Origin of the sequence: Pedobacter sp. B4-66 (assembly GCF_018492665.1) — a bacterium.
GTDB lineage: Bacteria > Bacteroidota > Bacteroidia > Sphingobacteriales > Sphingobacteriaceae > Pedobacter.
Map to the genome: position 1 here is coordinate 96,589 of NZ_JAFVME010000018.1, position 26,979 is coordinate 123,567.

At 37.3% G+C, this 26,979-nt stretch carries 22 protein-coding genes; 15 read left to right on the plus strand and 7 right to left on the minus strand.

The window, feature by feature from the left end:
• The 11 genes from J1905_RS22890 (at nucleotide 1) to J1905_RS22940 (ending at nucleotide 12,743) form a co-directional block, all read left to right on the plus strand.
• Nucleotides 1–378 (plus strand): GntR family transcriptional regulator, encoded by a 378-nt coding sequence (locus J1905_RS22890; protein WP_214229512.1) that lies wholly within the window; start codon nucleotides 1–3, stop codon nucleotides 376–378.
• A 47-nt stretch (nucleotides 379–425) separates the two neighbouring features.
• Nucleotides 426–1,298 (plus strand): DUF2807 domain-containing protein, encoded by an 873-nt coding sequence (locus J1905_RS22895; protein WP_214229513.1) that lies wholly within the window; start codon nucleotides 426–428, stop codon nucleotides 1,296–1,298.
• A gap of 200 nt (nucleotides 1,299–1,498) precedes the next feature.
• On the plus strand, nucleotides 1,499–3,853 hold the full coding sequence (locus J1905_RS22900; protein ID WP_214229514.1) for a PDZ domain-containing protein: 2,355 nt from the start codon (nucleotides 1,499–1,501) through the stop codon (nucleotides 3,851–3,853).
• Between the two features lie 19 nt (nucleotides 3,854–3,872).
• Entirely contained in the window at nucleotides 3,873–6,011 is a 2,139-nt protein-coding gene (locus tag J1905_RS22905; protein ID WP_214229515.1) for an alpha-L-fucosidase, read from the plus strand.
• Between the two features lie 188 nt (nucleotides 6,012–6,199).
• On the plus strand, nucleotides 6,200–7,450 hold the full coding sequence (fucP, locus tag J1905_RS22910; protein ID WP_214229516.1) for an L-fucose:H+ symporter permease: 1,251 nt from the start codon (nucleotides 6,200–6,202) through the stop codon (nucleotides 7,448–7,450).
• 27 nt (nucleotides 7,451–7,477) lie between these two features.
• Nucleotides 7,478–7,813: an L-rhamnose mutarotase gene (locus J1905_RS22915; protein ID WP_214229517.1), complete on the plus strand. Its 336-nt coding sequence runs from the start codon at nucleotides 7,478–7,480 to the stop codon at nucleotides 7,811–7,813.
• Entirely contained in the window at nucleotides 7,813–9,471 is a 1,659-nt protein-coding gene (locus J1905_RS22920; protein WP_214229518.1) for a UxaA family hydrolase, read from the plus strand. The genes J1905_RS22915 and J1905_RS22920 overlap by 1 nt, the downstream gene beginning before the upstream one ends.
• Before the next feature lie 10 nt (nucleotides 9,472–9,481).
• Nucleotides 9,482–10,246 carry an SDR family NAD(P)-dependent oxidoreductase gene (locus J1905_RS22925; protein WP_214229519.1) on the plus strand — a complete coding sequence of 255 codons (765 nt, stop codon included), beginning with the start codon at nucleotides 9,482–9,484 and terminating at the stop codon, nucleotides 10,244–10,246.
• 29 nt (nucleotides 10,247–10,275) lie between these two features.
• Nucleotides 10,276–11,133, plus strand: a complete 858-nt coding sequence (locus J1905_RS22930) for a fumarylacetoacetate hydrolase family protein (protein ID WP_214229520.1) — start codon at nucleotides 10,276–10,278, stop codon at nucleotides 11,131–11,133.
• Nucleotides 11,120–11,953 (plus strand): amidohydrolase family protein, encoded by an 834-nt coding sequence (locus J1905_RS22935; RefSeq protein WP_214229521.1) that lies wholly within the window; start codon nucleotides 11,120–11,122, stop codon nucleotides 11,951–11,953. The genes J1905_RS22930 and J1905_RS22935 overlap by 14 nt, the downstream gene beginning before the upstream one ends.
• A gap of 7 nt (nucleotides 11,954–11,960) precedes the next feature.
• Nucleotides 11,961–12,743, plus strand: a complete 783-nt coding sequence (locus J1905_RS22940) for an SDR family oxidoreductase (RefSeq protein ID WP_214229522.1) — start codon at nucleotides 11,961–11,963, stop codon at nucleotides 12,741–12,743.
• A gap of 308 nt (nucleotides 12,744–13,051) precedes the next feature.
• On the opposite strand, the gene J1905_RS22945 is transcribed toward J1905_RS22940, so the two are convergent.
• From J1905_RS22945 to J1905_RS22960, 4 genes are all read right to left on the minus strand, one after another.
• The gene (locus J1905_RS22945) at nucleotides 13,052–14,827 is read right to left on the minus strand and encodes an aminopeptidase P family protein (RefSeq protein WP_214229523.1); all 1,776 of its coding nucleotides are present in this window, start codon (nucleotides 14,825–14,827) and stop codon (nucleotides 13,052–13,054) included.
• A 45-nt stretch (nucleotides 14,828–14,872) separates the two neighbouring features.
• Nucleotides 14,873–16,849 (minus strand): tetratricopeptide repeat-containing sensor histidine kinase, encoded by a 1,977-nt coding sequence (locus J1905_RS23865; RefSeq protein ID WP_214229524.1) that lies wholly within the window; start codon nucleotides 16,847–16,849, stop codon nucleotides 14,873–14,875.
• 21 nt (nucleotides 16,850–16,870) lie between these two features.
• On the minus strand, nucleotides 16,871–18,742 hold the full coding sequence (locus tag J1905_RS22955) for a tetratricopeptide repeat-containing sensor histidine kinase (RefSeq protein ID WP_214229525.1): 1,872 nt from the start codon (nucleotides 18,740–18,742) through the stop codon (nucleotides 16,871–16,873).
• 93 nt (nucleotides 18,743–18,835) lie between these two features.
• Nucleotides 18,836–19,606 carry a hypothetical protein gene (locus J1905_RS22960; RefSeq protein ID WP_214229526.1) on the minus strand — a complete coding sequence of 257 codons (771 nt, stop codon included), beginning with the start codon at nucleotides 19,604–19,606 and terminating at the stop codon, nucleotides 18,836–18,838.
• Nucleotides 19,607–20,301: 695 nt separating this feature from the next.
• On the opposite strand from J1905_RS22960, the gene J1905_RS22965 reads away from it, so the two are divergent.
• Nucleotides 20,302–20,670 (plus strand): hypothetical protein, encoded by a 369-nt coding sequence (locus J1905_RS22965; RefSeq protein ID WP_214229527.1) that lies wholly within the window; start codon nucleotides 20,302–20,304, stop codon nucleotides 20,668–20,670.
• A 1-nt stretch (nucleotide 20,671) separates the two neighbouring features.
• A complete protein-coding gene (locus J1905_RS22970) occupies nucleotides 20,672–21,286 on the plus strand; it encodes a hypothetical protein (RefSeq protein ID WP_214229528.1) in 615 nt (204 codons plus the stop codon).
• Nucleotides 21,287–21,405: 119 nt separating this feature from the next.
• Here the strand turns inward: J1905_RS22970 and J1905_RS22975 are convergent, their stop codons facing one another.
• Both J1905_RS22975 and J1905_RS22980 read right to left on the minus strand, forming a co-directional pair.
• Nucleotides 21,406–22,854: an ATP-binding protein gene (locus J1905_RS22975; RefSeq protein WP_214229529.1), complete on the minus strand. Its 1,449-nt coding sequence runs from the start codon at nucleotides 22,852–22,854 to the stop codon at nucleotides 21,406–21,408.
• A gap of 213 nt (nucleotides 22,855–23,067) precedes the next feature.
• On the minus strand, nucleotides 23,068–24,054 hold the full coding sequence (locus tag J1905_RS22980) for a glycoside hydrolase family 26 protein (protein WP_214229530.1): 987 nt from the start codon (nucleotides 24,052–24,054) through the stop codon (nucleotides 23,068–23,070).
• A 927-nt stretch (nucleotides 24,055–24,981) separates the two neighbouring features.
• Between J1905_RS22980 and J1905_RS22985 the strand changes: the two genes are divergently transcribed.
• Together J1905_RS22985 and J1905_RS22990 are read left to right on the plus strand one after the other, a co-directional pair.
• Nucleotides 24,982–25,230 (plus strand): hypothetical protein, encoded by a 249-nt coding sequence (locus J1905_RS22985; protein ID WP_214229531.1) that lies wholly within the window; start codon nucleotides 24,982–24,984, stop codon nucleotides 25,228–25,230.
• Nucleotides 25,231–25,412: 182 nt separating this feature from the next.
• Nucleotides 25,413–26,429, plus strand: a complete 1,017-nt coding sequence (locus J1905_RS22990) for a peroxiredoxin family protein (RefSeq protein ID WP_214229532.1) — start codon at nucleotides 25,413–25,415, stop codon at nucleotides 26,427–26,429.
• A gap of 246 nt (nucleotides 26,430–26,675) precedes the next feature.
• On the opposite strand, the gene J1905_RS22995 is transcribed toward J1905_RS22990, so the two are convergent.
• Nucleotides 26,676–26,927 carry a hypothetical protein gene (locus J1905_RS22995; RefSeq protein ID WP_214229533.1) on the minus strand — a complete coding sequence of 84 codons (252 nt, stop codon included), beginning with the start codon at nucleotides 26,925–26,927 and terminating at the stop codon, nucleotides 26,676–26,678.
• Nucleotides 26,928–26,979 lie beyond the last annotated feature (52 nt).

The window sequence follows — 26,979 nt, forward strand, 5'->3', positions numbered from 1 at the left end:
ATGGAATTTAGAGATAATAAGGCAATATACCTTCAGATAGGGGATTACGTTTGTGAGCATATTTTGTTGGGCAAATGGAAAGATGAAGAAAAAATACCCTCAGTAAGAGAGTTGGCCGTATCATTAGAAGTTAATCCTAATACGGTAATGCGTACTTACGAACTTCTTCAGAATAAAAATATCCTTAGCAACAAAAGAGGCATCGGTTTTTTTATAGCAGAGGATGCTATTAAACAGATAAAACTTTATCGTAAAGTTCAGTTTATGGACGAAGAACTTCCGGTCTTCTTCAGAAACCTTTATCTGCTGGATATAGGCTTTGAAGAGCTGGAAGCAAGATATAAGAAATTTGTGAACGAAACATTTACTAACCCTTAGGTCGAATGTCTGCTAGTTAGATATTATAGCCATTAAAAAATATTCAAATGAAAACAAGTAATAAATTATTAATCGCATTTGCAGTCTTGATGTTTGTTGTACCATTAACAATAATGGCCTACACCATAAACAGAGATTATAAAGATCCTGAAGAAATCAAGGAACAAGGGAATGCCAATTTACGTTTAAACTCCGAGTCTAATGGCTTTTCTAGGATAGCACTTAAGAGAGCGTTCAAATCTATAAGTGTTCATGGAAATAGAGTAGGCGCTTTTGGGAATAGAGATAAAACATGGTACGTAAATCTTGTGAATGATAAAGATTATGGAGTAAAAGTTTCGGAGATATATAAGGACTTTGTCGAAGTAACTATTGACGCTAACGAGCAACTTCACATTACATTGAAGGGAGGTCTTAAAGATGTATCTTATCCCATTACTATCTATGTGTATGCACCAAAAATAGAAGCGTTAAATTTATCAGACATAGATGCAGTTACATTAACATTCAAAAACCAATCGGAAGCATTAAAGTTAAATGCTAAGGATATAGTTTTTTTAAATATGGAGAACGATTTCAATGTAAATCACCTAAGCATTAATGCTGAAAAGGTAAATGACTTGCTGTTGGCTGGGGAAGGAGTTAAATCTCTTGATTTAGATCTGAAATCCTCACATTTTAGGTCTGAAGAGAAATCTTACGACTTACTAAATATATCCGCATCTCCTGAATCAGGATTGAATATCTCAGGAGATGAACAAAGCAAAGATCGTATTGGCATTAATCAATTAACGCTGAATACTACTGGTAAAGTAGATGTGAATTTAACAGATGTCAAATTAAATACTGTTTCAGGAAGTTTATCAGATGAGACCATGATTAAAATACCAATCGTCTATTTAAAGAAAATGATAAAGTAACGCGCTCTTTTAATGCCATTAAATAAAACCAGCCTCAATAAACCGTTGCTGGTTTTGTTATAAATACTGAATTTTGGCATATCTTCATAGTCTAATGCCAAAATTGCTTAATGTTTAGACAATTTATGCAAATTTTGCATGCTGTAATTCGCTTTCTTTGAGAAACCTAATAGACCAAATAAAACCTAACAAGAAACCAAATGAAACCTTTGTTCTCAATTCTATTTGCCTTATTGCTAACTGTCAATTGTGCCTTCGCTAAAGATTTTTACGTTTCTCCAAAAGGAAATGATAAAAACTCAGGAACCAGGGAAAAGCCTTTTGCAACAATAAAAAGAGCTCAACTTGCCGCGCGCAATACCCCTGGCAAAGTTGTCATATTCCTTCGTGGCGGAACCCACTACTTATCACAAACCGTTGTATTTACACCAGAAGATTCAAGAAAAACAAATAATGAGCTAACCATAAAGCCATATGCAAGCGAAAAAGTAGTTGTCAGTGGCGGAACTCACTTACCCTTAAAATGGGAAAGCTATAAAGGCAAGATCATGAAAGCCAAGGTTGGAGCCGACTATACTTTTGATCAGCTTTTCATTAAAGGAAATCAGCAACGCATGGCTAGATACCCTAACTATAATCCGGCTGTAAGGTTCTTTGGCGGATCTTCTGCAGATGCATTGAGTCCAGAGCGCATAGCTAGCTGGAAAAACCCAACAGGTGGCTTTATCCATGCGTTACACAGAGCGGAGTGGGGTGGTTATCAATACCGGATCACCGGAAAAGACGGAGAAGGAAAACTGAAAATGGAAGGTGGTTACCAAAATAACCGCCAAATGGGGATGCACGAGAAACATCGATTCGTTGAAAATATATTTGAGGAGCTGGATACTGTAGGGGAGTGGTATTACAATAAAGACGAAAAGATACTTTACTATTATCCAGAACAATCCACCAACCTTTCTGCAGCTAAAGTAGAGATACCTCGTCTAAAGCACCTTTTTGAATTTAAAGGCTCCGAAAAAAGTCCTGTTAAAAATATAAACATCGAAGGTCTTGAACTGACACATACACTTAGAACCTTTATGGAAACCAAAGAGCCGCTATTACGTAGCGACTGGACCATCTATAGAGGTGGAGCTGTTTTGATGGAAGGAGCAGAGTCTTGTGAGGTGAGGTCTTGTTATTTCAACCATGTTGGAGGCAATGCCGTATTCTTAAGTAATTACAATAGAAACAATAGAATTTCCGGTTGTCATATCGCTTTCGCAGGAGCAAGTGGCGTTTGTTTTGTCGGCGATCCAAAAGCAGTTCGTTCTCCTAGTTTCGAATATTCTCAATTTGTACCATTTAACGAAATTGACACAGTTCGTGGACCAAAAACAAACAACTACCCTGCAAATTGTGCTGTCGAAAATACATTGATGTATGGACTGGGACAGGTTGAAAAGCAGGTAGCAGGTGTGCAAATTTCAATGTCGATGAGTATCAAAGCTATCCACAATACCATTTACGACGTTCCCAGAGCAGGTATAAATATTAGTGAAGGAACATGGGGCGGTCACGAGATTGCCTTTAATGATGTTTTTAATACGGTTTTGGAATCCGGAGATCATGGCGCATTTAATTCATGGGGCAGGGATAGGTATTGGAATCCTGATGTTCCAACAATGAATAAAATAGCTAAAGATAATCCTGCATTAATTACAGCAGACGTGATAAAAACAATTACACTGCACGACAATAGATTTCATTGTGAGCATGGATGGGATATAGATTTGGACGACGGATCAAGCAATTACCGCATCTATAATAACGTTTGCTTAAATGGAGGGTTAAAACTTCGCGAAGGGTTTTACAGAACAGTAGAAAATAACATCATTTTAAATAATTCATTTCATCCCCATGTTTGGTTTGAAAACAGTGGAGATGTGTTTAAGCATAACATTATAACAAGAAATTATTATCCTATCGGAATCAATTTCTGGGGCAAAGAGATCGACTATAACTTCTTTGCAGATAAAGCCTCATTAGAAAAGTCACAGCAGGCAGGTACAGATCAGCATTCTACGTTTGGGAATCCTGGATTTGTAAATCCTTCAATTGGCGATTACAGCGTTAGAAGTAATTCTAAAGCATTGGTTTTAGGGTTTAAGAACTTTTCCACTGATAAATTTGGTGTAACATCAGCTGCTTTACGCAAGATTGCCAAGAAAGCACCAATACCTGTACTTAAGGGAATAGAAGGTGTAAATATGAGTGCGTCCACTGAATGGTTTGGATTGCAGATAAAAAATCTGGAAACATTAGGCGAGCGATCTGCGACAGGAATGCCTGAAGAAATAGGTATTCTGGTGCTTAGTGTTGATGCGAATAGTCCTTTTGCAGGGGTATTAAAACCTAATGATGTTATCCTTTCTTTTAAAAAGAAAACAACAAATAAAGTTGTTGCACTGGTTGCCGAACAGCAGAAAAATAAATCAGATAAAATTGTCGAAATGACTATTTTTAGAAGCCAAAATACACAAAAGATCAACTTAGATAAGCCGCTCAAATAAATACGACAACCAGTAAAACATGAAACAAAAAGTAACCATTTTATTTGCATTATTAACGCTCTGTAAAACCCTGGCTTTTGCCCAGCATGATCCTAAAGCCTTAAAAGAGTGGCAGGACCAAAAATATTCTATGTTCATTCACTACGGAATCTATTCTGTTTTGGGTGGGGTTTGGGAAGGAAAACCGGTTGCAAAAGGTTTAAGTGAACAGATTCAGGCCCATGCAGGTATCTACAGTGATACTTATGCAGATGTGGCTAAAAGGTTTAATCCTAAGAGCTGGAATGCAGATTCTATTGTTTCATTAGCTAAAAAAGCAGGTATGCGTTCTATCGTAATTACCTCAAAACACCACGATGGTTTCTGTATGTTCAAAACAAATACTACCGATTTTAATGTGGTTGATGCTACACCTTTCAAAAGAGATGTGGTAAAGGAACTTTCCGAAGCCTGTAAACGTGGTGGATTAAGGTTTGGATTGTATTTCTCTTTAATCGATTGGCATTACCCTCAGGCTTCTCCAATTTCAAGCAGTAATTCAGATTATATTACACCTGAACATGTGCAATACAATAAAAAACAGATTACAGAACTATTAAGTAACTACGGACCAATTTCTGAGCTATGGTTTGATATGGGTTCTCAAAATGCAGATGAAAGCAGAGAGTTAAGAGATTTAGTTCATAAGCTTCAACCTGATTGTATGATCGGTAGCAGAATCGGAAACGATATGGGGGATTTTAATGTGATGGGTGATAATCAGGAGCCTGATTACGCAATTGGAGTACCATGGCAGTCACCTGCATCTTTCTTTGATGAAACCTGGAGCTACCGTTCATGGCAGGAAAGAGGAAGTGAAGAAGCAAAAATTCGCGAAAAACTGACAAGCTTAATTAAAGTTGCAAGTCGCGGAGGTAATTTCCTATTGAATATTGGCCCCAAAGGAGATGGTTCAGTGGTTGATTTCGAAAAGGATGTTTTACTAAGCATAGGCAAATGGTTAGATAAGAACAAAGAGGCCATTTATGGAACAGATCCTGATCCTTTTCACATTTCATTCAAATGGGGGAGCCTGACCAGCAGACCAAATAAAATCTATTTGCACTTACTTTCAGCTCCTGAAAATGGAGTAATAACGCTTCCGGGACTTACAGGAAAAATTAAGGATGTTTACGTTCTCGGAGAGAATATAAAAGGTAAATTTAGTCAGAATGCTTCTGGCGTAACAATTAATGTTCCTCAAGGTTTAGCTATTGAAAAGGAATTTAAGGTGATTGTAATAGAATTTGCCAATGGATATTCTGTGCCTCCCGCGAACATCATCGCTTTCAATAAAGCGCCTCTAATCCTTAACTCACACAATGCTTTTAAACATTATAGCAGCTCAGGAGTAGATTACAATAACCGTTTTCAAAGCACTGTAAAAGAGTCATGGACAATTAGTCCTTCAAAAGGCGGAAACCCAACACCTGTTATCTATTATACAGACGAAGAAAAAGGGAAGGCAATAGATTTAGAAATTAATGGAAAAACTACCGTTGTTACATTGAACGGAACAGCTGCCGAGAAGTTAAAGAATGATCCTGCAGCTATTAAATGGGGAGATATTTATCAGTCGGGCTCTTATTACTCTGGTGTTGGTGGGGTGCATGGCAATTTAACCAATGTTGATGTAAGTAGACCTTGGCCAAACTCAGATAGCCAGGTATGGAGTAAAACAGATGACAGGAAAAATAATGTTACTTATGAAATAGAGGCGGATAAAAATTCGGCAACCTATTTCTTACAGGAAATTACTTCAGAGAAAGATCAATCATATCTTGTTGGTATAACCAGTGGAGATGGTGTTACCGTAACGCTGAATGGGAAAGTATTGGCAGAGCATAACAATCCATTTAAGGAGAAACAATTAAAGGACGTAATCCTATTGCCACTTAAAAAAGGCAAGAATCAGTTGATTGTGAAGTACTATAATGGCTTTAAAAAAATCAATGTGATGAGCATTGATAACAATTTAAATCAAACGGTTTATCATCAGGAGCTAAAACCAATTGCTGTAGAGAAAGGTAAATACTATCCAATTAGCTGGCAATTGCACAATCCGCTTTCTCCGCATACAACTATCGGACTATTTAATACACGAATCGAAATTAGATAATTAGAACAAATCAGATTAAGTTATTTTGGCAATTGAATTTAAAATTCTGAAAGAGCACATTGCGTAACGGGCCACTCAATGTAGTTAATAGAATCTTTATTTGCCAAAATAGCTTAATAATAAGGTAAAATGATAAAATAAATCATTTCAAAAAACGCGTTCTTTGACTAACCAAAAAATTAAACCAGATGACGAAAAACAAGTACCTGTTTCCATTTATTATGATTACCTCCCTGTTTTTTATGTGGGGCTTTGTACATAATTTAGATCCAATTCTAATCCCGCATTTAAAAAGGTCTTTTAGTCTAAGTACTTTAGAAGCATCATTGGTCGACTCTGCCGTATTTATCGCCTACTTTGTGATGGCGCTTCCGGCAGGATTTATTATGAAAAAGTATGGTTATAAAACCGGGATCATTTTAGGTTTAGCACTGTTTGCTATAGGATCATTTTTATTTATACCAGCTGCAAATACGCAAGCATATGTGTTCTTTTTAGGCGCGTTATTTATTATCGCATGTGGACTTACCATTCTGGAAACGGCGGCTAACCCTTATGCATCATTGCTTGGCCCTCCCGAAACGGCAACTTTTCGTCTGAACTTTGCACAGTCATTTAATGGGCTTGCAGCAACAGTTGCTCCAATAATCGGGGCTAAAATTATTTTAATAGAAGGGTTGTCAGACGAAGAATTAAATAAAATGACTGCCACAGCAAGGGAATTTGCTTTGGCATCAGAAGCTTCATCAGTAAAAACGCCATATTTAGTGCTGGGAAGTATTATTCTGGTAATAGCAATCATCTTTGTCTTTTTGAAATTGCCTGAAATTGTGGAAACAGAAGAGCCTGGTGACAAAGCAACTGACCATACCATATGGGATGCCTTTAAGCATAAACATCTTAGATGGGCTGTTCTTGCTCAGTTTTTTTATGTAGGTGCTCAGGTTTGTGTGTTTAGCTTTTTTATTTTGTATGCTACTAAAGCGGCCGAAATTGATCAGCAAAAGGCGGCTGGGTACGCAGGTATTGGCATGGGATTAGCTTTTTTAATTGGAAGAATACTTGGTACTTTCCTGATGAAATTTATTAAGGCAGAGCGGTTATTAGCCATTTATGCTGTAGCCAGTATGATATTGTGTGCCGTTGCAATAGTAGCACATGGCACCGTGGCATTGTTTGCGGTTATTGGTATTGCATTCTTCATGTCTATCATGTTCCCAACGATCTTCTCTCTGGGAATAAAGGATCTTGGAAAAGACACGAAATTTGGAAGCAGTCTGATCATTATGTCTATCGTTGGGGGGGCAATATTACCGCCGGCAATGGGTTATATTAGTGATATAGCTGATATTCAGGTTGGGTATATAGTACCATTAATATGTTTCGCTGTTGTATTCCTATTTGGTGTAACCGGACACAAGGTTGTTAAAAGAGCATAGTGTAAAAACCTTAGAAAAATATATAAAATGAAAAGATATTGTTTAGCGCTTGATCTGGTAAATGATCCTGATCTGATCAAAGAATACGAAGTCATGCACGAGCAGGTATGGCCTGAAATTCAGGACAGTATTACCTCTGCCGGCATTGATGCCATGGAAATTTACAGATATGGCAATAGGCTGTTCATGATTATGGAAGTAAATAGTAAATTTAGCTTTGAAAAGAAAGGAGCTATGGATGCCTCAAACGAAAAGGTGCAGGAATGGGAAAAATTAATGTGGAAATATCAGCAGGCTATTCCGGGTTCTAAACCGGGTGAAAAATGGGTGATGATGGATAAAATATTTGAATTAAAAGCATAATGTCAGTAATAACTAATAAAAGTTTTTTGCAAATACATCCAGACGATAATGTTCTGGTAGCCTTGCAAGATTTACCAAAAGGGCTAAAAATTGAATGGAATAACTTAACATTCGATTTACAGGATGATGTACACGCAAAGCATAAGTTCTTTATAACGGAAAGAGCAATTGGTGAAGATGTGTTAATGTATGGGGTTTTGGTTGGTAAAGCCACTACTTTTATTCCTCAGGGAGGATTGATGACTACCGAAAATGTTCATCATGCTTCTCAGGATTATGCCTACAGAGATGTAAATTATCAATGGCAGGCGCCAGATGTATCAAAGTTTCAAAACAGAACATTTAACGGATACCATCGTCAGGATGGTAAAGTGGGAACCGCGAATTATTGGTTGTTTATACCGACGGTTTTTTGTGAAAACAGAAATCTTGATGTAATAAAAGAATCATTGTACAACACTTTGGGCTATAATGTAACTGATAAATACAAACAGTTTACAGATCAGTTGCTTACTGCATATCAAGATGGCGAATCAATTGAGTCTTTTGATATCGACAGTCTTGCTTCTGCACAGGCAGTCAAAAACAGAGTATTCAAAAATGTTGATGGTATAAAATTCCTTAATCATCAGGGTGGTTGTGGGGGTACACGTCAAGATTCTGATTTATTAAGCAATTTGTTAGCTGCTTATGCAGATCATCCAAATGTGGCCGGGATCACCGTGCTTAGTCTTGGCTGTCAGCATTTGCAAACTCAAAGTTTGTTAGATGACATTAAAGAGCGTAATCCTACGTTCAATAAAAAGGTCTTAATTTTTGAACAGCAGCAAAGCCAAAGCGAAGAGCAACTGATAAAAGATGCGATTCTTAAAACTTTCGCGGGTTTAACCGAGATCAATAAAGCAGAAAGAAGTCCAGCGCCACTTAGTCAACTATGTGTTGGTGTTAAATGTGGCGGTAGCGATGGCTTTAGTGGTATCTCCGCTAATCCATCAGTGGGTTATACTTCTGATTTGTTAGTCGCACTTGGTGCTAAAGTCCTGCTGGCAGAATTCCCTGAATTATGTGGAGCAGAACAAAACATAATTGATAGATGTATAGATAAACCTACGGCAGATAAATTTATCAGGCTAATGCAGGAGTATGACGCTCAAGCTCATGCTGTCGGTTCTGGATTTCACATGAACCCATCACCTGGAAATATAAAAGATGGCTTAATTACCGATGCGATCAAAAGTACGGGAGCAGCTAAAAAAGCAGGGACTTCACCTGTGGTTGATGTTCTGGACTATACAGAACCTGCAACTAAACCAGGCTTAAGCTTGGTGTGTACTCCAGGAAATGATGTTGAGGCAACAACCGGAAAAGCAGCCAGTGGTGCTACCTTGATCCTTTTCACTACAGGTTTAGGCACGCCGACAGGAAACCCAGTTTGTCCTGTTATTAAAATTGCTACAAACACAGCCCTTACCAATAGAATGGGTGATATTATTGATATCGATACCGGAGCAATTATTCGCGGTGAGAAAACCATTGAACAAATGGGCGAGGAGATTTTAGAGTATTGTATCAAAGCTGCAAGTGGCGAAATCACTCCTAAAGCAGTATTGTTAAACCAGGATGATTTCATCCCATGGAAAAGAGGTGTTTCATTATAATAGTATAAATATGTTCAGTTTAAAAGGAAAATCAGCAATTATTACAGGCGGTGGAAGCGGAATTGGCAGAGCTATATCAGTGCTTTTTGCAAAACAAGGTGCTTTGGTTCATATTCTCGAACTAAATGCTGAAGCTGCTTCACAAACCATAGATGAGATCAGTAAAGCAGGCGGAAATGCAATAGGCTATAGTTGTGATGTAAGCAACCAGACTCAGGTAATTGATATTTTTACCAAAATAGGAAATATAGATATCCTTGTTAACAATGCAGGTATTGCTCATGTGGGAAAACTTGAAACTACAAGTGAAGACGATTTCACTAAAATCTTTAATGTAAATGTTAAAGGCGCTTATAACTGTTTATACGCTGCTATCCCTGCATTGAAAAAAAGCAGTGCTCCTGTAATCCTTAATATGGCTTCTATCGCTGCATTGGTAGGTATTACTGATAGATTTGCTTACTCGATGAGTAAAGGTGCTGTATCCGCAATGACATTGTCTGTAGCACGCGATTATATGGCAGATGGAATCAGGTGTAACAGTATTTCGCCTGCAAGGGTGCATACACCGTTCGTTGATGGTTTTATTGCTAAAAATTATGCGGGTCAGGAAGAAGCTATTTTCGATAAGCTATCGAAAAGCCAGCCAATAGGCCGTATGGGCAAGCCGGAAGAAGTGGCCTCTCTTGCATTATACTTATGTTCAGACGAAGCCGGCTTTGTAACTGGAAATGACTATCCTTTAGATGGAGGATTTGTTAAATTAAATAACTAATTTGAGTTTTTTTAAATAAATATAAATCAATGAAATTAATCAGATGGGGAGCAGCCGATCAGGAAAAAACCGGCGTTATTGTAAACGATATTTGGTATGATACTTCGGCATTTGGCGAAGATTATAACGAAAAGTTTTTTAATGATAATGGCTTAGCCAGACTTGAAGCATTTGTTAAAGCAAATGAAGGTAAATTAGCTCAGGTTCCTGCCGACACACGTTTGGGTTCACCTGTTGCACGTCCTTCAAAAATTGTTTGCATCGGGTTAAACTATGCAGATCACGCAAAGGAAACCAATGCGCCATTACCACCGGAGCCGGTTATTTTTATGAAATCCACTACTGCTTTAGTAGGGCCTTTTGATGATATCGTTATCCCTAAAAACTCTGTTAAAACAGACTGGGAAGTTGAATTGGCAATTGTAATCGGTAAAAAAGCATCTTATGTTGAAGAAGCTGATGCGCTTGATTATGTGGCTGGTTATGTGTTGCATAACGATGTGTCAGAGCGTGAATTCCAGATCGAAAGAAACGGAACATGGGATAAAGGAAAAGGTTGTGATACTTTTGCTCCTTTAGGTCCATTCCTTGCAACTAAAGATGAAATAGCTGATGTCGATAATCTTAGATTATGGCTTAGCGTTAACGGCAAAATAATGCAGGACGGTAATACCTCCAACTTTATATTTAATGTGCCTTTCGTAATTGCATATGTAAGTCAGTTCATGACGCTATTACCTGGTGATGTAATCTCTACGGGAACGCCTGCAGGTGTTGGACTAGGGTTTAAACCTCCTGTATATCTTAAAGAAGGTGATGTTGTAGAACTAGGCATTGATGGCCTTGGTACCTCAAAACAACAGGTAAAAAATTATGTTAAGAATTGATTCTCATCAGCATTTCTGGAAATATAATGCGGTAAGGGATAGCTGGATAACAGATGATATGGCGGTGCTGCAGGATGACTTTCTTCCTAAACACCTTCAGCCTGTACTAGAGCATTTTAATTTTGATGGTTGTGTAGTTGTGCAGGCAGACCAGTCTCCTCAGGAGAATGCTTTTCAACTTCAAAATGCTAAAGATAATCCCTTTGTAAAAGGGGTTGTTGGCTGGGTTGATTTAAGGGCTGCAAACATTAATGAGCAACTGGCAGATTTAAGTGAGCACCCTGAGATGAAAGGGTTCAGACATATTTTGCAGGGTGAAACAGACCGTGCATTGATGCTGAAGCCGGACTTTGTGAATGGAATTGGTAAACTTAAAAACTACGGGTTTACCTACGATATATTGGTTTTCCCTGATCAGCTTAAGTACACACCAGAGTTGGTAGCTCAATTCCCTGATCAGCTTTTTGTGCTGGATCATATTGCAAAGCCGGATATTAAAAATAAAAACATCACAGAGTGGGCTCTTGATATACAAAAGCTGGCTGCTCATGAGAATGTGTACTGTAAGGCATCAGGTATGGTAACTGAGGCTGATTGGAAGTACTGGAAGAATGAAGACTTTACCCCATATCTGGATGTCGTATTCGAAGCTTTTGGAGCAAATAGAATAATGTATGGGTCTGACTGGCCGGTAAGCCTGCTGGCAGCTGCATACGGGCAGGTTATAGACCTTGCTAAAAGCTATGTTTCCAAGCTTTCTGAAAACGAACAGGCACTTTTTTGGGGTGGTAATGCAACTAAATTTTACAATTTGAAATAAGCAATCTATGGATCTGCAATTAAAAGATAAAGTAATTATCGTAACTGGCGGTGCAAAGGGCATTGGCGAGGGCATTGTAAGAGTATTGGCCAAAGAAGGTGCCATTCCTGTTATCATTGGAAGAAACGAATCAGATAATTTAAAACTGGCCAATGATGTGGCCGCAAGTGGTGGACAAGTATTTCAGATTGTTGCTGAATTGACTAATCCAGAAGATAATGCAAAGGCGGTAAGCCAGGTGTTGGAAAAGTTCGGTCGTATAGATGGATTGGTAAATAATGCTGGCGTAAATGATGGTGTTAGTTTAACCAATGGCAGCTACGAAAAATTCATCGAAAGCCTGCATAAAAATATTGTGCATTATTATTTGATGGCACATCATGCTTTGCCATCATTAATCAAATCCAAAGGATCTATTGTTAATATAGGGTCAAAGGTAGCAGACACAGGTCAGGGTGGTACATCAGCATATGCGGCAGCAAATGGTGGCCGAAATGCACTTACAAGAGAGTGGGCAGTTGAATTACTACCTCATGGTATCCGTGTAAACTCCGTGATTGTATCTGAGTGCTATACGCCTCTGTATCAAACATGGATTAGCTCTATACCTAACTCTGAAGAGAAACTGGCTTCTATTAAAGCTAAAATCCCATTGGGAAATAGAATGACGACGGCAGAAGAGATAGCTAATGCTACCATATTCTTGCTGTCGGAGGTTTCTAGCCATACCACAGGACAACTTGTATATGTTGATGGCGGATATGTTCATTTAGACCGCTCTGTAAGTTAGGAAAAGGGAAAAAAACAATGTTCTTCTCATCCTCAAATCTTTTGCTGAAGGGCAAAACATTTGCATGTCTTCGAAGCACATCGATTTTTTCTGGAAAGGCAGGGGGGCCAGCAATTGCCTAAAAAACAAAGGTTACATTTTTTAGATCAACCTAAATAGGGTGCAGATCTAAAAAATGTAACCTTTGCTTTTTGCTATTTACATTCCCCCTCACGCTGATTGGGCTAATATTTAGTTGTTCTCAGAAAAAGCCTAGCGTTCATATGCGCTTTTTCAGCGCATGTTAATGCAGCTTTTGAAGAGAATTGCTAAATACCTTTAGTTTCTTCAGCTAACCACTTCGCTTCTTCTTCAGTAAGGAAAGGACTAAGCTTCTCAAACACCAATGAATTATAACCGTTAAGCCAGTCAATCTGGTTTTGTTCCAGTAGGTCCTTTTTAACAATTTTAGTGCTAATTGGAGCAATGGTTAAGCATTCAAATGAATAGAATTCATTAAACTCGTTGGTTATATCCTTAATGGTGTTTACAAGGTTTTCAATTCTCACACCATGTTTCCCCGGACGATAAATTCCAGGTTCAACAGATGATATCATTCCAAGCTCAAGAGCAACCGGTGTTGCTGTCGGGTTTAAAACCTGAGGACCTTCGTGCACATTTAGGAAATAACCTACACCATGTCCCGTTCCATGACCATAGTTAACCGCATAATCCCATAGAGGCTTACGTGTTATGGCATCAATCTGATAACCACAAGTGCCTTTCGGGAAACGAGTTTTACAACCATCAATCATACCTTTTAGTACCAGTGTATAATCGGTTTTTTCTTCTTCAGTATTATTTCCCATTGGGATGGTACGTGTAATATCAGTAGTTCCATAAAAATACTGACCACCCGAATCCAGAAGGAATAATCCCTCAGCTTTTATTTCCGAATTACTTTCTTCTGATGCACCATAGTGAGGTAGGGCACCATGAGCTTTATAAGCACTAATGGTATTGAAACTATCGCCAACAAAGCCTTCCTGTCCTGCTCTAAACTTAAGCAATTCGGCCGCTGCAGAAAGTTCCGTAATTAACGTTTTTCCTATGTTTTCCGAAAGCCATTTTAAGAAACGGGTAATCGCAACACCATCTTTAACCATTGCAGTACGGGTGTTGGCTAGTTCCGTTTCATTTTTAACAGCTTTAAGATGGGTAGATGGATTGGTGTCTTTTATTACGGTTACTGTTTTCGGAACTAGCTTTGCATAGGCAAAGCAGTTGCGTTTTGGATCAATAAATATGGAGCTGCTCTCAGGGATTCGTGCTAAAGCATCTTCAATCTCTTCGTAAGCGAATACTTCTACGCCTTCTTTCAATAATTCTTCTTTATCGCCAGCGCTTAATTTATTCGCGTTAATAAATAGTTTAGCATGGCCCTGATTGATTAATGCAAAGCTTAAAACTACAGGGTTGTAACTCACATCATTTCCACGGATGTTGAATAACCAGGCCATATCATCTAAAGAGGATACTAAATGATAAGCCGCACCTTGTTTTTTTAGCGCTGATCTTACTTCGGCAAGTTTACTGCTTACAGATTGTCCGATGTGTTTTTCAGCAATTAAAAATGCACTTTCGTTTGGCAGCTCGGGTCTGTTTTCCCAAATGGAATTTAAATAGTCTTTATTGGCCAGGGTGATATTCTTAACAGAAAACTGTTGAGTGAACAGGTCTCCTAAAAGTAGAGAAAGCAATTTTTCATTGCTGGCAACAACCGATCCGCCTTCCAGCTTTTCAATCAACCATTGAATATATTCAGGGGCATGTTGCACCTTTTGTTTTACCAGTTCAAAACCACTGTTTTCTAGTTGTTCAGCGGCTTGTTCAAAATAGCGGAAGTCAGTCCACAGTCCTGCAAAGTCATGTGTAATTACCAATGTGCCTGCTGAGCCCGTAAAGCCCGAAGCAAAAGGAATGCATTTGTAATGATCTGGCAAATATTCACTAATGTGCGGATCTGCAGATGGAATGATGTAAGCCTGTACGTTGTCGGCCTTCATTTGTTTGCGTATTTCGCTCAGTTTTTCCGGATAAGTCATATCTAGCTTTTTTATGTTAGTTCGCAAATCTAGGGAATTAAAATATTAAAACGCTTCAGGATTAATTGGGGTTGCAAAAGACTTCGCCTTGAGGTTAATAGCCTCCTGATCCGGATTTAGAATGAATGACTTAACATCAAATTCAAGGAAAATGGTGGTGCCTGAATTGGGTAAGGAGGAAATCTCAAAAGTTCCGCCAAGATTCAAGGTTCGGGACTGAAGGTTCATTAATCCCATTCCGGTTTTAGAAAAAATAGCCGTATCGAAACCAATTCCATTATCTTCGATTGTAAGACTAAGTATGGCGTCATTAATTGATAACTGCACAATTGCTTCTGTAGCTTTCGCATGTTTTAATATGTTATTTACAGCTTCCTGAACGATGCGGTAAATTAGCAGTTCATACTCACTTTTTAGTGGCGGAATTTTCCCTATTAAATAGCAGTTGATGCTTAGTCCCGGCTGACTAATTCTTTTACAAAATCGGGTAATTGCCATTTCCAATCCTTCATTTAGTACTACCTCAGGAGCAAGGTTGTGTGAGATGTTGCGGACTTCTTCCGAAGCATAATTAATTAGGGATAGTGTTCGTGCATAAGTGCCTATCTGTGAGCCGACAATTTCATCTTTAAGTGTACTCATCTGCATCCTTGCTGCGGAGAGGATGCCTCCAACACCATCATGAAGCTCACGGGCTTGCCGAGAACGTTCATTTTCCTCACCGGTTAACCGGGCCTGCAATAATTGCTTTTCCCTTTCAGCAAGAGAGGCCTTTTGTCTTTGTCGGTACACCAGATAAATCAACAAACTTAAGGTCATGAACAATGCACATAAAGAAATAGAAAAAATAAGCCATTTATTCTTTTTCTGTAACTCATATCGATGGTTTGAAAGTTTAAGCTTCTGTTGTGCCAGGGTCTTTTCTTTTAGCGAGCTTTGATATTTAATCTCTTGCTCCTGTATGCTGTTCTGGGTAGTAGCATTTAACATGGAATCACTTAATGCCTGATATTTTTTTCTCAGCATTAATGCTTCCGTCGGTTTATTTAATTGCTCCTTTAAATTTGAACCAACCAGATAAAGATCTCTAAGCTCATTCTTTGTTAATTGATCCTCGGCGTTACCAATTACTTGTTTAAAGAAATGATCAGCTTTTTTATATTGCTTCAGGTTAAAGTAGGAATTTGCAAGCCCTCCTAATATGTAAATGTCATAATCTCCGCGAGTATTTGGGTTGAGCATTGCATAGCCTTTCTGATTCCATTCAAGGGCCTTCTTGTAGTCCTTAGTTCTAATATATATGTCAGCAATGTTGATAATGCCAACGAGCTCCAATGTAATATCGCTGTTTTTTTTTCCAAATGAGATTACTCGTTTAAAATCTGCTATTGCCTCCGGGTAGTTACCATTTAATGTTTTGCTGCATCCAAGGTTAACAAGGCTCCTAGTAATCTGGGTTTCATCTTTTAGTTGGATTGCCAAGTCATAACCCTTCTGAGCATAATAAAGACTTTTCTTTTTGTCACCAATGTCAAAAAATAACGATGCCATATTGGTGTAAGTAATCCTTTGATTTAATGGATCGTTTAATTGTTCGGAAAGGCGAAGTCCTTTAATGAAATTCTCTGCAGATAAATGAAAATTTCCAAGTGCATGGTACTGTAAAGCAATATTGTTATAGGCATTGGAAGCTCTTTTCTTTTCGTTTAGTTTTAAACTTAATTCCAATTGCTGTTGCGCAACAATAAGGGCTTCTTTGTATCTGAGTTCTTGGAAAAGGAAATTGGAATAACGACTTGTGTAATCAAGAAAACCTCGGTGATAGTTTATTCTTTTTGCCAAAAAACCAGCCTTGTTGTAATAAAAATCCGCCGAATCCATTTTGCCATTCTTTAGTTGCTCATTGGCTAGTCTCATGAATTTTTTTACAGTAGAGCTGTCGCCGTCTGAATCATTCTTTGATAAAACAAAAAGAGGTAGACAAAGCGTAAAGAGAAAGATAAGATTAGCAATTGTTCTCACGATATCATTATTTATCTGGGTTTAATTTTTTACTAATGAAAAATCCTCAATAGGTTCATTAATGTTTTTTAGCGTGTATGGAGTGATGTCAAATTCAAGGAAAATTGTAGTGCCTGAAGCTGATGAGGAAAGTTCGAAAATTCCGCCTTTTGCAATAGTTCTTAGTCGCATATTGTTTAATCCCATTCCATTAACACCAATTGATGTGGCATCCATTCCCTTGCCATCATCTTCAATAGTTAGGTTTAATACATTATTGCTGTTTGATAGCTGAACAATTACCTCTTTGGCACTCGCATGCTTAATAACGTTAGTTAAGCCTTCCTGAACTGTTCGATAGATGAAAAGCTCAAAGTCACTATTGTATCTGTCCACATTTCCAATTGAGTAGTAAACAACATTTAATGTTGATCCATTTGTCTTCTCACATAATGAAGCAATGGAGGTGTTTAGTCCTTTTTGAAATAAAATTTGAGGGGCTAAATTATGTGCTATAGATCTTGTTTCACTTGATGCATTATCCAGCATGAAAAGCGTTTTTTCAAACGTAGAAGAGGTCGAAAGATAATGATGCTCATCTAATAAAATACTCATTTGCATTTTAGTCACAGATAAAATACCTCCCACACTATCATGAAGTTCAAGCGCTAGTCTCGATCTTTCTTTTTCTTCGCCATTAATTAAGGCTTCAAGAATAGCAACTTCTTTTTCTTTCTGAATAAGGTTTAACTTGTGATTGTTGGCCTTATGTTTGGCTGAATAAACCAGATAAACAGCCACTGAAATTGCGGCAAGAATTATGGTTGCTAAAACCGCAATTGTTATGTACTTATTCTTTTCCTGCAGTTCAAGCTTGTTTCTGGAGATGATCAGCTTTTGATCAGAAATTGCCTTTTCTCTTTTAACGCTTCGATGCTCAATTTCCATTCGATGTATGGCCGCTTCGTTCTCAACACTAAATAATGAATCTTTTAAAAAGTTGCTTTTTCTGAGGTAATGGAGCGCCTCTTTATGATTGTTTAAGCCGCTGTAGATATTTGAAGCGAGACTGTACATGTCTCGTAAGCGAGCAGAAGCACCCGCTTGCCTGGCAAGGGGAATAACCATTTTTATATACTTTAAAGCCTCTTTGTTTTTGTTCGTCGCATGTAACACTCCGGCCAGTGACATATAGATCATACGATCATATTCCTTGTATTGGTGTGCTTTCGAAGTAGAATCGGCTTTTCCATAATAATATAGAGAAAACTTATAGTCTTTATGATCTTTATAAGATTGTCCTAAATTTAAATAGGCCAAAATCTCATATGGGTAGTTTTTTGATGCTTTACATAATTTAACTACCTCCTTTAAATAGTAAGCCTCTTTATCTAAATTTCCAAATATTCCTTCTCTACTGGATATATCTAGTAATGCGGTAATAAGAGAAGTTGTGTCCTTAAGTGCTTTGGCAAGTTTATAGGTGGTTTCTGTGTAATAGGTTGCTTTTTTCTTATTTACCAGCGTTAAAAAAACAGAAGATAGATTTGAATTTAATTCAAGTTGTTTAACTTGATCCTTCATCAATTCAGCAATCTTTAATCCAGAAAGCCAATTGGCTGTTGCATTTTTAAAGTCTCCGCGATGATAGTCTTCGGTACCAACACCAATATAAGCATTCACCATTCCTGCTGAATCTTTTGCAACCCTGCTTAGCATTAATGCTTTATTAAAAAAACGTTTGGCTGAGTCTAATTTGTTTTGTTTATGCTTTTGTTTTCCTAATGAAAGATATTTATTGATCAGTACAGTATCTGCATGACGTTCCCTTGAACTTTTGTTTTTTGCCCCGACCTGCGAAGAAAAATAAAAGAACAAAATAAATACAGCAAAGTATTTGAGAGGGATGTTCATATCTCAAAGATAATCAATTTCTTATAATCCAAAAAAGGGCGAAGGAGACCTTCGCCCTGCTTCTGTTTTTAACGACAGAAGCTAGCTTGAACGTTATTTGTATTCGAATTTTAGTACAGTATCGTGGTCATCTCCAGATACTCTTGTTTTCCCTGTGATCGGGTAGCCATCACCATCGTAAGTAAATGTACTGGTAGAAGAAAACCCTGGGTTTTCACCTAAAGTAATAGCTACATTTAGTAATTCATTTGTTGAGGAGAATTCAAGAGATTCTCCCGGGGATATTATATATTTTAACAGAGAGGCATACAAAGGAGATTTCTTAGTTCCATAAGTAAATGCACTGCTAAAGGTTTGCTCTCCGGCAGTAACGTCCATTTTCGAAAGATTCCCGTTTTGATAAGTAAGGGCATATTCTATGGGGTCATCATTACCCTCTTTGAGTACAATTTTAGACACCTTACCATTAGCCACTGTATATTGAATGGTTTCTGTTGATTTAAGTGTTTGTCCTGTATATGTTTTTCGTGTTCCGGTAGTCGGTATTCCATTTGCATAGGCAACCTCATAAACTTCTCTTTCTGTATCGGTCTTTGATTCTATCTTGGTTAAATTGCCATTAGCATCGTAACTGTAAATTTTAGCTTCAGTGTTGTCTTGTAGATTGTACGAAATCAAGCGGTTCTTATTGTCGTAGGTTAATATGAACACTCTGATTTCACCCTCTTCTGTTTCAGTTACCTTTGTTAGATATTTTATCTTTCCGTCGTTATTGTCGGGATTGTTATCCTTGTCCTTGTCTTTTTTGCACCCTGCCGCAACAACAACTATTGCTGTTAGCAGAATTAGTAAATTTTTCTTCATGGTTTATTTAATTAATTCAGTGTTTTTCGTAAGCTTACTGTAAGCTTATTTGGCGATAACAAAACTATAAGGAATAGTGAGATTGTTCTTTCGTAGAAAGGCCTATTTGTCAAACTACGTATTTGTACTTAGTTTGTGAAAGTGATGTTCGTCAGTAGGTTAGTCGTCCTAAAATGGGGAATAATGGAGAGAAAAATACCCATTCTTTTTGTTCATTTTTCGTTTTATGAACAATAATTATCATAAAATAAATGATGGCAAAGTTTTTGTCTTTTCAAGGTAACAAAATGCTGGATAAATTTATATACAACTGATTTTGGATTAGATTTGCGCGATTTTATAAAAAACTAAATTAATTACTCTAATAGATGAGCTATCAAGATTACAAATGCAAGAAGTGCAATACCGATTTTCATTATCAGGTACCACGTGGATTTGTGTTAAAACACTTACTGGGGTTTCTTCCGGTGAGGATTTACTGGTGCCCCAAGTGCACCACGAATAGATATGTGTGGGTGGGAGATAAAGCTACTTCCAAGTAGATATTCTTTTAAATAAATACCCATAAATGGGTATTGTGTCCCTTTTTATTTTGTGTTTCCTTTGAGTAAATATTATTTATTCACTTAAGTGTTTGCGCCTATATGATGAATTTTTATTCAGTTAAGAATCCGGGTTTACTTAAAAAAAGGGGTATGGAGAATGAAGTTATAGGTAAGTGGTGTGTTGTCGACGCAGTCGAAGTGAACTATGAAGGAGATATTGAAGTATTCAGGGGTGATATGGTTTCTGAGGTTGGTGCCTATATCGAATTTAAAGAAAATGGGCAAGGCTATGTTTTCGATCCTATAGCAGGTTCCGATTTATTTACTTATGTAGTCTCAGATAGCAGCTTGGTTTTAAAATATCTTGATGAGGATAAGCCGACCACTTGTTACCATGTACGCGAATGGACGGATTCTATCCTTTCTGTTTACGAAGAGTATATAGAAGATTATGACGGTGAAATTCATAGAGAAGTAATCGAAATTAATTTAAGGAAATACTTACCTAATGCTGATTAAGATGAGAAATATTAGCAAATTAATACTCTTGGGATTATTTTCAGTATGCATTGTCGCATGTGAAAAAGGAGGTGAAAACCCCGATGATAACAAAGATCCTGGTAAAGGGCCTGTTATTGGTAATGGAAATGGGGTTGATAACACCTTGCATATGGCATTTAAAACGCCCGATTGGGAACGCAAGATTGATTGTACGCATTTGGATCTTAATCCGATTGGACTTAATGATTCTACCTCATATGTGTCAGCCACCTCTGCCTCTACCAATGAAACATTTTACTTCTCCTTTCCTAAGGATAGTTCGGCAATGGTTAAACCATCTAATATTAAAAAGTATCAGATCGTAGTAACAGGGGATAATAAGAGGCCTTTTGAGTTTTCTCAAAAGCTACCAGTAACCGCAGGGGTACAAAATAAACTAATTAGCACAGAGGGACTAACTTCCTCTTCTTATAATGAAGTTGTCGAAATTAAATATACAGGTGTTAAAGGTAATTATGCTCAATTTCAGGTAAAGTGCCGTTACAGTATGAACATGTATGAGGCCTCCAATGAAAGCAACAAGAAATTGGTTACCGGAACTTTCCATTTTAAAGTTAAAACAACGCGATTGTAGCGCATTGTGATTTAGGGTTAATAATCGTGAAGCAGCCTTGGATAGTCCGAGGCTGTTTTCGTTATATCACCGCCATCTCGGTAACCTATTCAATGTAAGTATACAGACACTTCGTTCTACTAATAGGCAGTACTTTTCATTTTAAGTGTGTTTTCTCCAATATTAAAGGCGTACAAAGAGGAAGGTACAAACGTAAATTGCAAATCACCTACTTCTCTGACACCTCCCTGGTCTAGCGACGTTACTAAAGCATTTTTGAAATCATTTGCTTTACAGAATTGAATTAAACTATTCAACTCTTGAGGCTTATCGAAATAACGGTTGCTCCATTTAATTTCGACCCCCCAGAGTGGTTTAAATTTCTTGTCGTCTAAAAGAACCAGATCCACTTCACCTTCTTTTTTATCCTTCCATCGGGCATAGGTTAAGTCAAGATTTTCCCGGTGCATCCATTGCGACAAAATAGCTGTTTCAACCATATTCCCCATTTCACTATCCGTTTCGGTTATTGGAGAAAATAAGGCGGTCCTTAATGAAGGATTTGTTAGGTATACTTTAAAGCTTGTGACTCTTTTTAGTCGCTTTGCATTGACATCTACTTTATTTAGAACTTTAATTAGAAAAGCAGATTCTAAATACTCTAAGTATTTTTTGAGCGTGTCCTTAGGTATTCCACTCTCCCGCGACATCGTTTCATATGAAAATTCATTGCCAGTATTGTAGGCTATATAAGTAAAAAAGCGATTTAGTTCCTGCACATCTTTAATCCCATATAGACTTGGTAAATCTCTCAAAAGTACTTTATCTACAATATCATTTTTAACATATCTGCCCATATCACTTTGGATCTTTTCAGATAATACAACCTCTGGATAGCCCCCAAAATTTAAGTAGTTAACAAACTCTTTATTTAATGCTTTAATATCATGGGTTAAGGTGTAAGGAATTTGGCGGTCGCCGTATTTTATTTCTCCATCTACTACTAGATGATCCATGTTTTTTAGGTAAATATATTCCTGAAAGGTCAGTGGTGGTAACATGAAGTCAGTAAATCTTCCAGCACCACTTTCTGTGCTATGCCACTTTAAAGCAGCGGCAGCCGAACCAGAGACTATAAATTTTGTTTCAGGATAAGAATCTACCAACACCTTCAAGTGACGTTCCCAATCTTTTAAATATTGTACTTCATCGAAGAAAATATAACATCCATCCAGGTTTTGAAGTTTAACAGCCTCCTTACCTAAAAAAAGCAAATCCTCTAAGCTTAAACTCAAGTAAATAGGATTATCAATGCCGACAAAAAAGATCTTCTGAGGATTAACTCCATCTTGTAGTAAATTATCTATGGCATGGAACATCATTACCGTTTTTCCTACACGTCTAGGACCCATTAAAACAACAGCTCTTCGAATATCTTTTTCCTTTACAAAAGGGTAAAATAGATTGAAGTATAGCCTTCTTTGCATTGTTTTATATGCTGATTGTATTTCTTTAGAGATCCACCAGGGATTTTCATAATGAAGGCGCTCAATAATTTTTTCCGGAGGGATAATACTTGAAATTTTCATAAACTCACTTATTTTAATCAAATATAAGTAAATAAGAAGTTTTAAAACAGTCTATTTGTTGGTATTTTGTATAAATAAGACAATACATTGAGTAATTTTTTACTATCCAGCCACATTGCTCTGTTTCTATCGTGCCCCATCTAAAATTACAGCTTCAGTGTAGTTCTTACCGAACTTCCCATTTTAAAGTTAAAACAACGCGATTGTAGAATGTTATCGCCATCTCGGTAACTTGTCTAGTGTAAGTACATTGGGCGATTTGTAAAGTTTTAGTATTTCTTCCGAAGTGTTTTTGCTAAAGGTTAATTCTGCCCAGCTCATAAAAAAGGTGTATTTAGGTTGTGCTGCTAATTGCGCTACGGTTGGTAGCTTATCACATTCGCCAATGGCAATGGGTTTACCATTAGAGATACCTACCATGGTATTGTATTTTTCCTGCGTGTAACCGCTGCCGTCATATATGTCAAGCGCTGCTACATCCCAGTATTGATCACCAGGATTATAATTTTTTACATCTTCAGCTAATATAGGGAAATCCTGCATGTCCCATACCCATATCAAATTATCCAAACCTTTCGTCTTTTGTAAATAGTCGTGTGTTATCTGGTACAATTTCAATGTGCCATTACTGCCGGGGCGACCTCCCCACCAGAACTTTCCCTGATTCATTTCGTGCAATGGACGGAACAGTACTTCCACACCATTGTCTTTTAAGATCTGTAAGTGGGAGGCCACTTCATCCATCATCTCTTTCCAGCGGTTGTTAAGTTTGGTGCCATCGGTTATCAATTCCTGCCATTGCACATCACTAAGGTTGCTTAATACACCTTTGCTATTATCCCATTCACATGGCTGAGAATAGGCCGGACTACAGGCATGCCACATAATGTTTACTAAATAGCCCGCTTTCCATTTACTGATGGCTTCCTTTATCATAACATTACGGTTGCCAATATTTTCCTTTTGAAAGAGGAAATCGCCACTCCAAAGACCAGGGTATTTGCCTGTTATTTTTTTAGTTTCTTCTGTCCAGATAGCAGGGGTTGCATTCGGTTCGCGATTGTGTACACCACTGATCGTACTTTTTCCGGATATCTTGTATAGTAACTGGAGGGTTTTAAAATTAGGTTTCTTTTGAGCACAAACGCTAATTGCTAAGCAGGCACAAATTAGAAAGGGTAGGGGGAGGATTTGTTTCATATTACCTGATCTTACTGCTCTGCCAATATACTTACCAAAATTCTAAAAGCCGAAAAAACTTATTTAAGAAATTGCATATTGAATTTTCTGAGTTTGAATGTATTGACATACAGAGTAAGATGACTCCTAAGATGAAGTGTGAGCGTTAGGGCGAATCGCTTGTATTGTATTCAAAAAGTTACGTGTATTTGTTTTCAAATTTAAACTAGCAAATTGTCTCCTGGGTGATTGATTTTTAGTGTAATCGTTGATAGTGTATTTGTCACGTTAAGTTTGGTGACTTAAAGAATATTCTTTTGATAAAGGAAATTTTTTATTAAATTGTATCTACCATTTAACCCGATGAAATAATGCTTTCGAAAAATGATAAATTTTTGATATTCCAACCATATCGAAGGATTTGTTCGATCCTTTAGATTACCCAATTTTTTTGGTTTAAGGGAGTTTCTAACCCTAGGAAGATCTCGAGACATATTAGATATTGATGATAATGGGATAGCTGCTGTTTAAAAATTAGGCCTTCCTTTCATAGTGGACTTAAAATAGAGGAAGGTAAGTTTAAAGGAGCAGCACTGTGTGGTACGAATAACGGAATAAAAGGGATGGGATCTGGGCAAAAGATCGCCCTATGAGTTTCAATTGTGGTAAATAAGCTAGTCGAAAAGTAAAAGAACTGGTTTGAAGAAGCAGAAAAATATTTTATTCTAATAGTTTTAGTTAATCGATGCGAACTAGTGGATCTTACGGTTTAGATGAAATTTAATATTTGTTGGAATAAACATTGAATGACTTTGTACAAAAAGGGGGCGGCTGGTTGCAACGGAAAAGCCCCCAATAACTAGCATGGATGTTATAAAAAACATGCCGCATGAAGTAGCCCGGCGTGGTAGGGTTACAAAATTTAAATCACTAAATTTTATACAAAAAATGAAAAAATTAAACTTAAAAGACTTAACCTTTCAGAGGGGTGAAGTTTTAACCAGGAGTCAGTTGAAAAATGTATTGGGTGGCGGAGGTAGCTCGGCAAGTGGTAGTGGAAGTGGTAGTGGATATCCAGTATGTAAAGATACCTGTACAACCGATAGCGATTGTACAGGCACAAGTGCAGGTCTCGTTTGTAAGTCTCATGCAGTTTTTGAATGTTCAAATAAGCCTAAAGGTTGTTATTTGCCTTAGATAAGTTTATCAGGATAGTTTTTGTACTATCCTGATAAATCTAATTTTGTTAAAATTATTAGATACATTATTTATACCTTATTACAAATACCCCTTAATCAATGATAAAGTTGCCTATACTACTGTTTTGCATTTTAGTAATTTTTTGCATTCCAGGTTCCTGTAGTGCTCAAAATAGTGTTATGATACACGGATATGCACCAAAAATGAAAAATGGGACAGAAATAGAAATCATTGAAGTCAACCCTTTTAATACTAGAAAACCAGTAAATATTTATAGGCTTGAGATTCTAAATAAAGAATTCAAGAAACAAATAAAAACTGGTAAAGGGGACTTGTTTTTTTTAAAAATAGAAGAAAAAATCAAAGAAATTTACCTAGAACCTGGAAATGTCAGAATTGATTTTCCAGATAGTGCAATTGTAGAGATGAGGGTTACCGGAAACAAATCGGCCATGGAATATATCGAGTTTTTGAGAAACTGGAAAGAGCAACCAGTTTACAATAGGACTCGTGACATTCAAAATATATGGCTAGAAACAGGGAATGAAGTGAAAAAAGCAAAGTATGACTCTGCAAAGGCTGTATTTGATGAATATCGACTTAATTTCATCATCAAAAGAATAATAGAAAAACCTGCCTCCTACATCAATTCTGCGTTATTTTATTCTATCATGAATCTTTTGCCTCAAAAACAGATTACGGAGTCATATCAAAAATTGAACAAGGGAGCTCAAAGAAATAAATATGGTAGATATATTAAGTTTAATATAGATAGTCTTTTTGTAAATGGAATAGCACCAGATTTCGTGCAATCCGATACTTCAGGGAATCCAGTAAAGCTCAAAGATTTTTTTGGGAAGTATTTACTTGTCGATTTTTGGGCCTCTTGGTGTGTGCCCTGTCGAGCTGAGAATCCAAACTTGATCAGGGCTATTGAGAAATTCGGTCAACATAATTTTACAATCCTGAGTGTATCACTTGATTCAAAGCGGGATGTTTGGGTTGACGCTATAAAAGATGATAAATTGGTTTGGACACAAATTTCTGATCTGAAGGGATGGGATAACTGGATTTTTAGAAAATATGCACTCTTAGAGGTTCCTAGTAATTTTTTGCTCGGGCCAGACGGAAAGATTCTCGCAAAGGATTTACGAGGTAAAGAATTATTGGATACACTTGAAAGATTACTGAAATAGAGCTTTTTAACCAGATTTTTGACCAAGCTTTATAGGACGGGAATTGTGTTGTTGTGGTTTCCATAATAATCACCTTCATAATTGATGTACAAAAGCGCAGAAACATATTATTGACTTTGAGTCAGTTTATCTTAAATTTTCTCATGTACATTTTAATAATGTAAGAATTTTTTCGATGTTTAAGAGTCCTCGTGGTCTTAAATTTGAACTAAAGAGACTCAATGCTCTTTAGTTCAATAAGATGGATTATCCTAGCGTACAACTGCATGTTGCACTAACGCCTGCGCCGCACTGTGCAGTCTGTGTACCTGAATCACAGTTAGGCACTTGAGTAGAAATCTCATCCCCTGGGCACTTCATCCAACAGCGTACCCTCTGACCACTTCCACTTCCACTTCCACTACCACTACCCCCACCACCCAATACATTTTTCAACTGACTTCTTGTTAAGACTTCTCCCTTCTGAAAGAACAGATCTTTTAAGTTTAATTTTTTCATTTTTTGATATAAAATTTAGTGATTTAAATTTTGTAACCCCATCAGGCCAGGT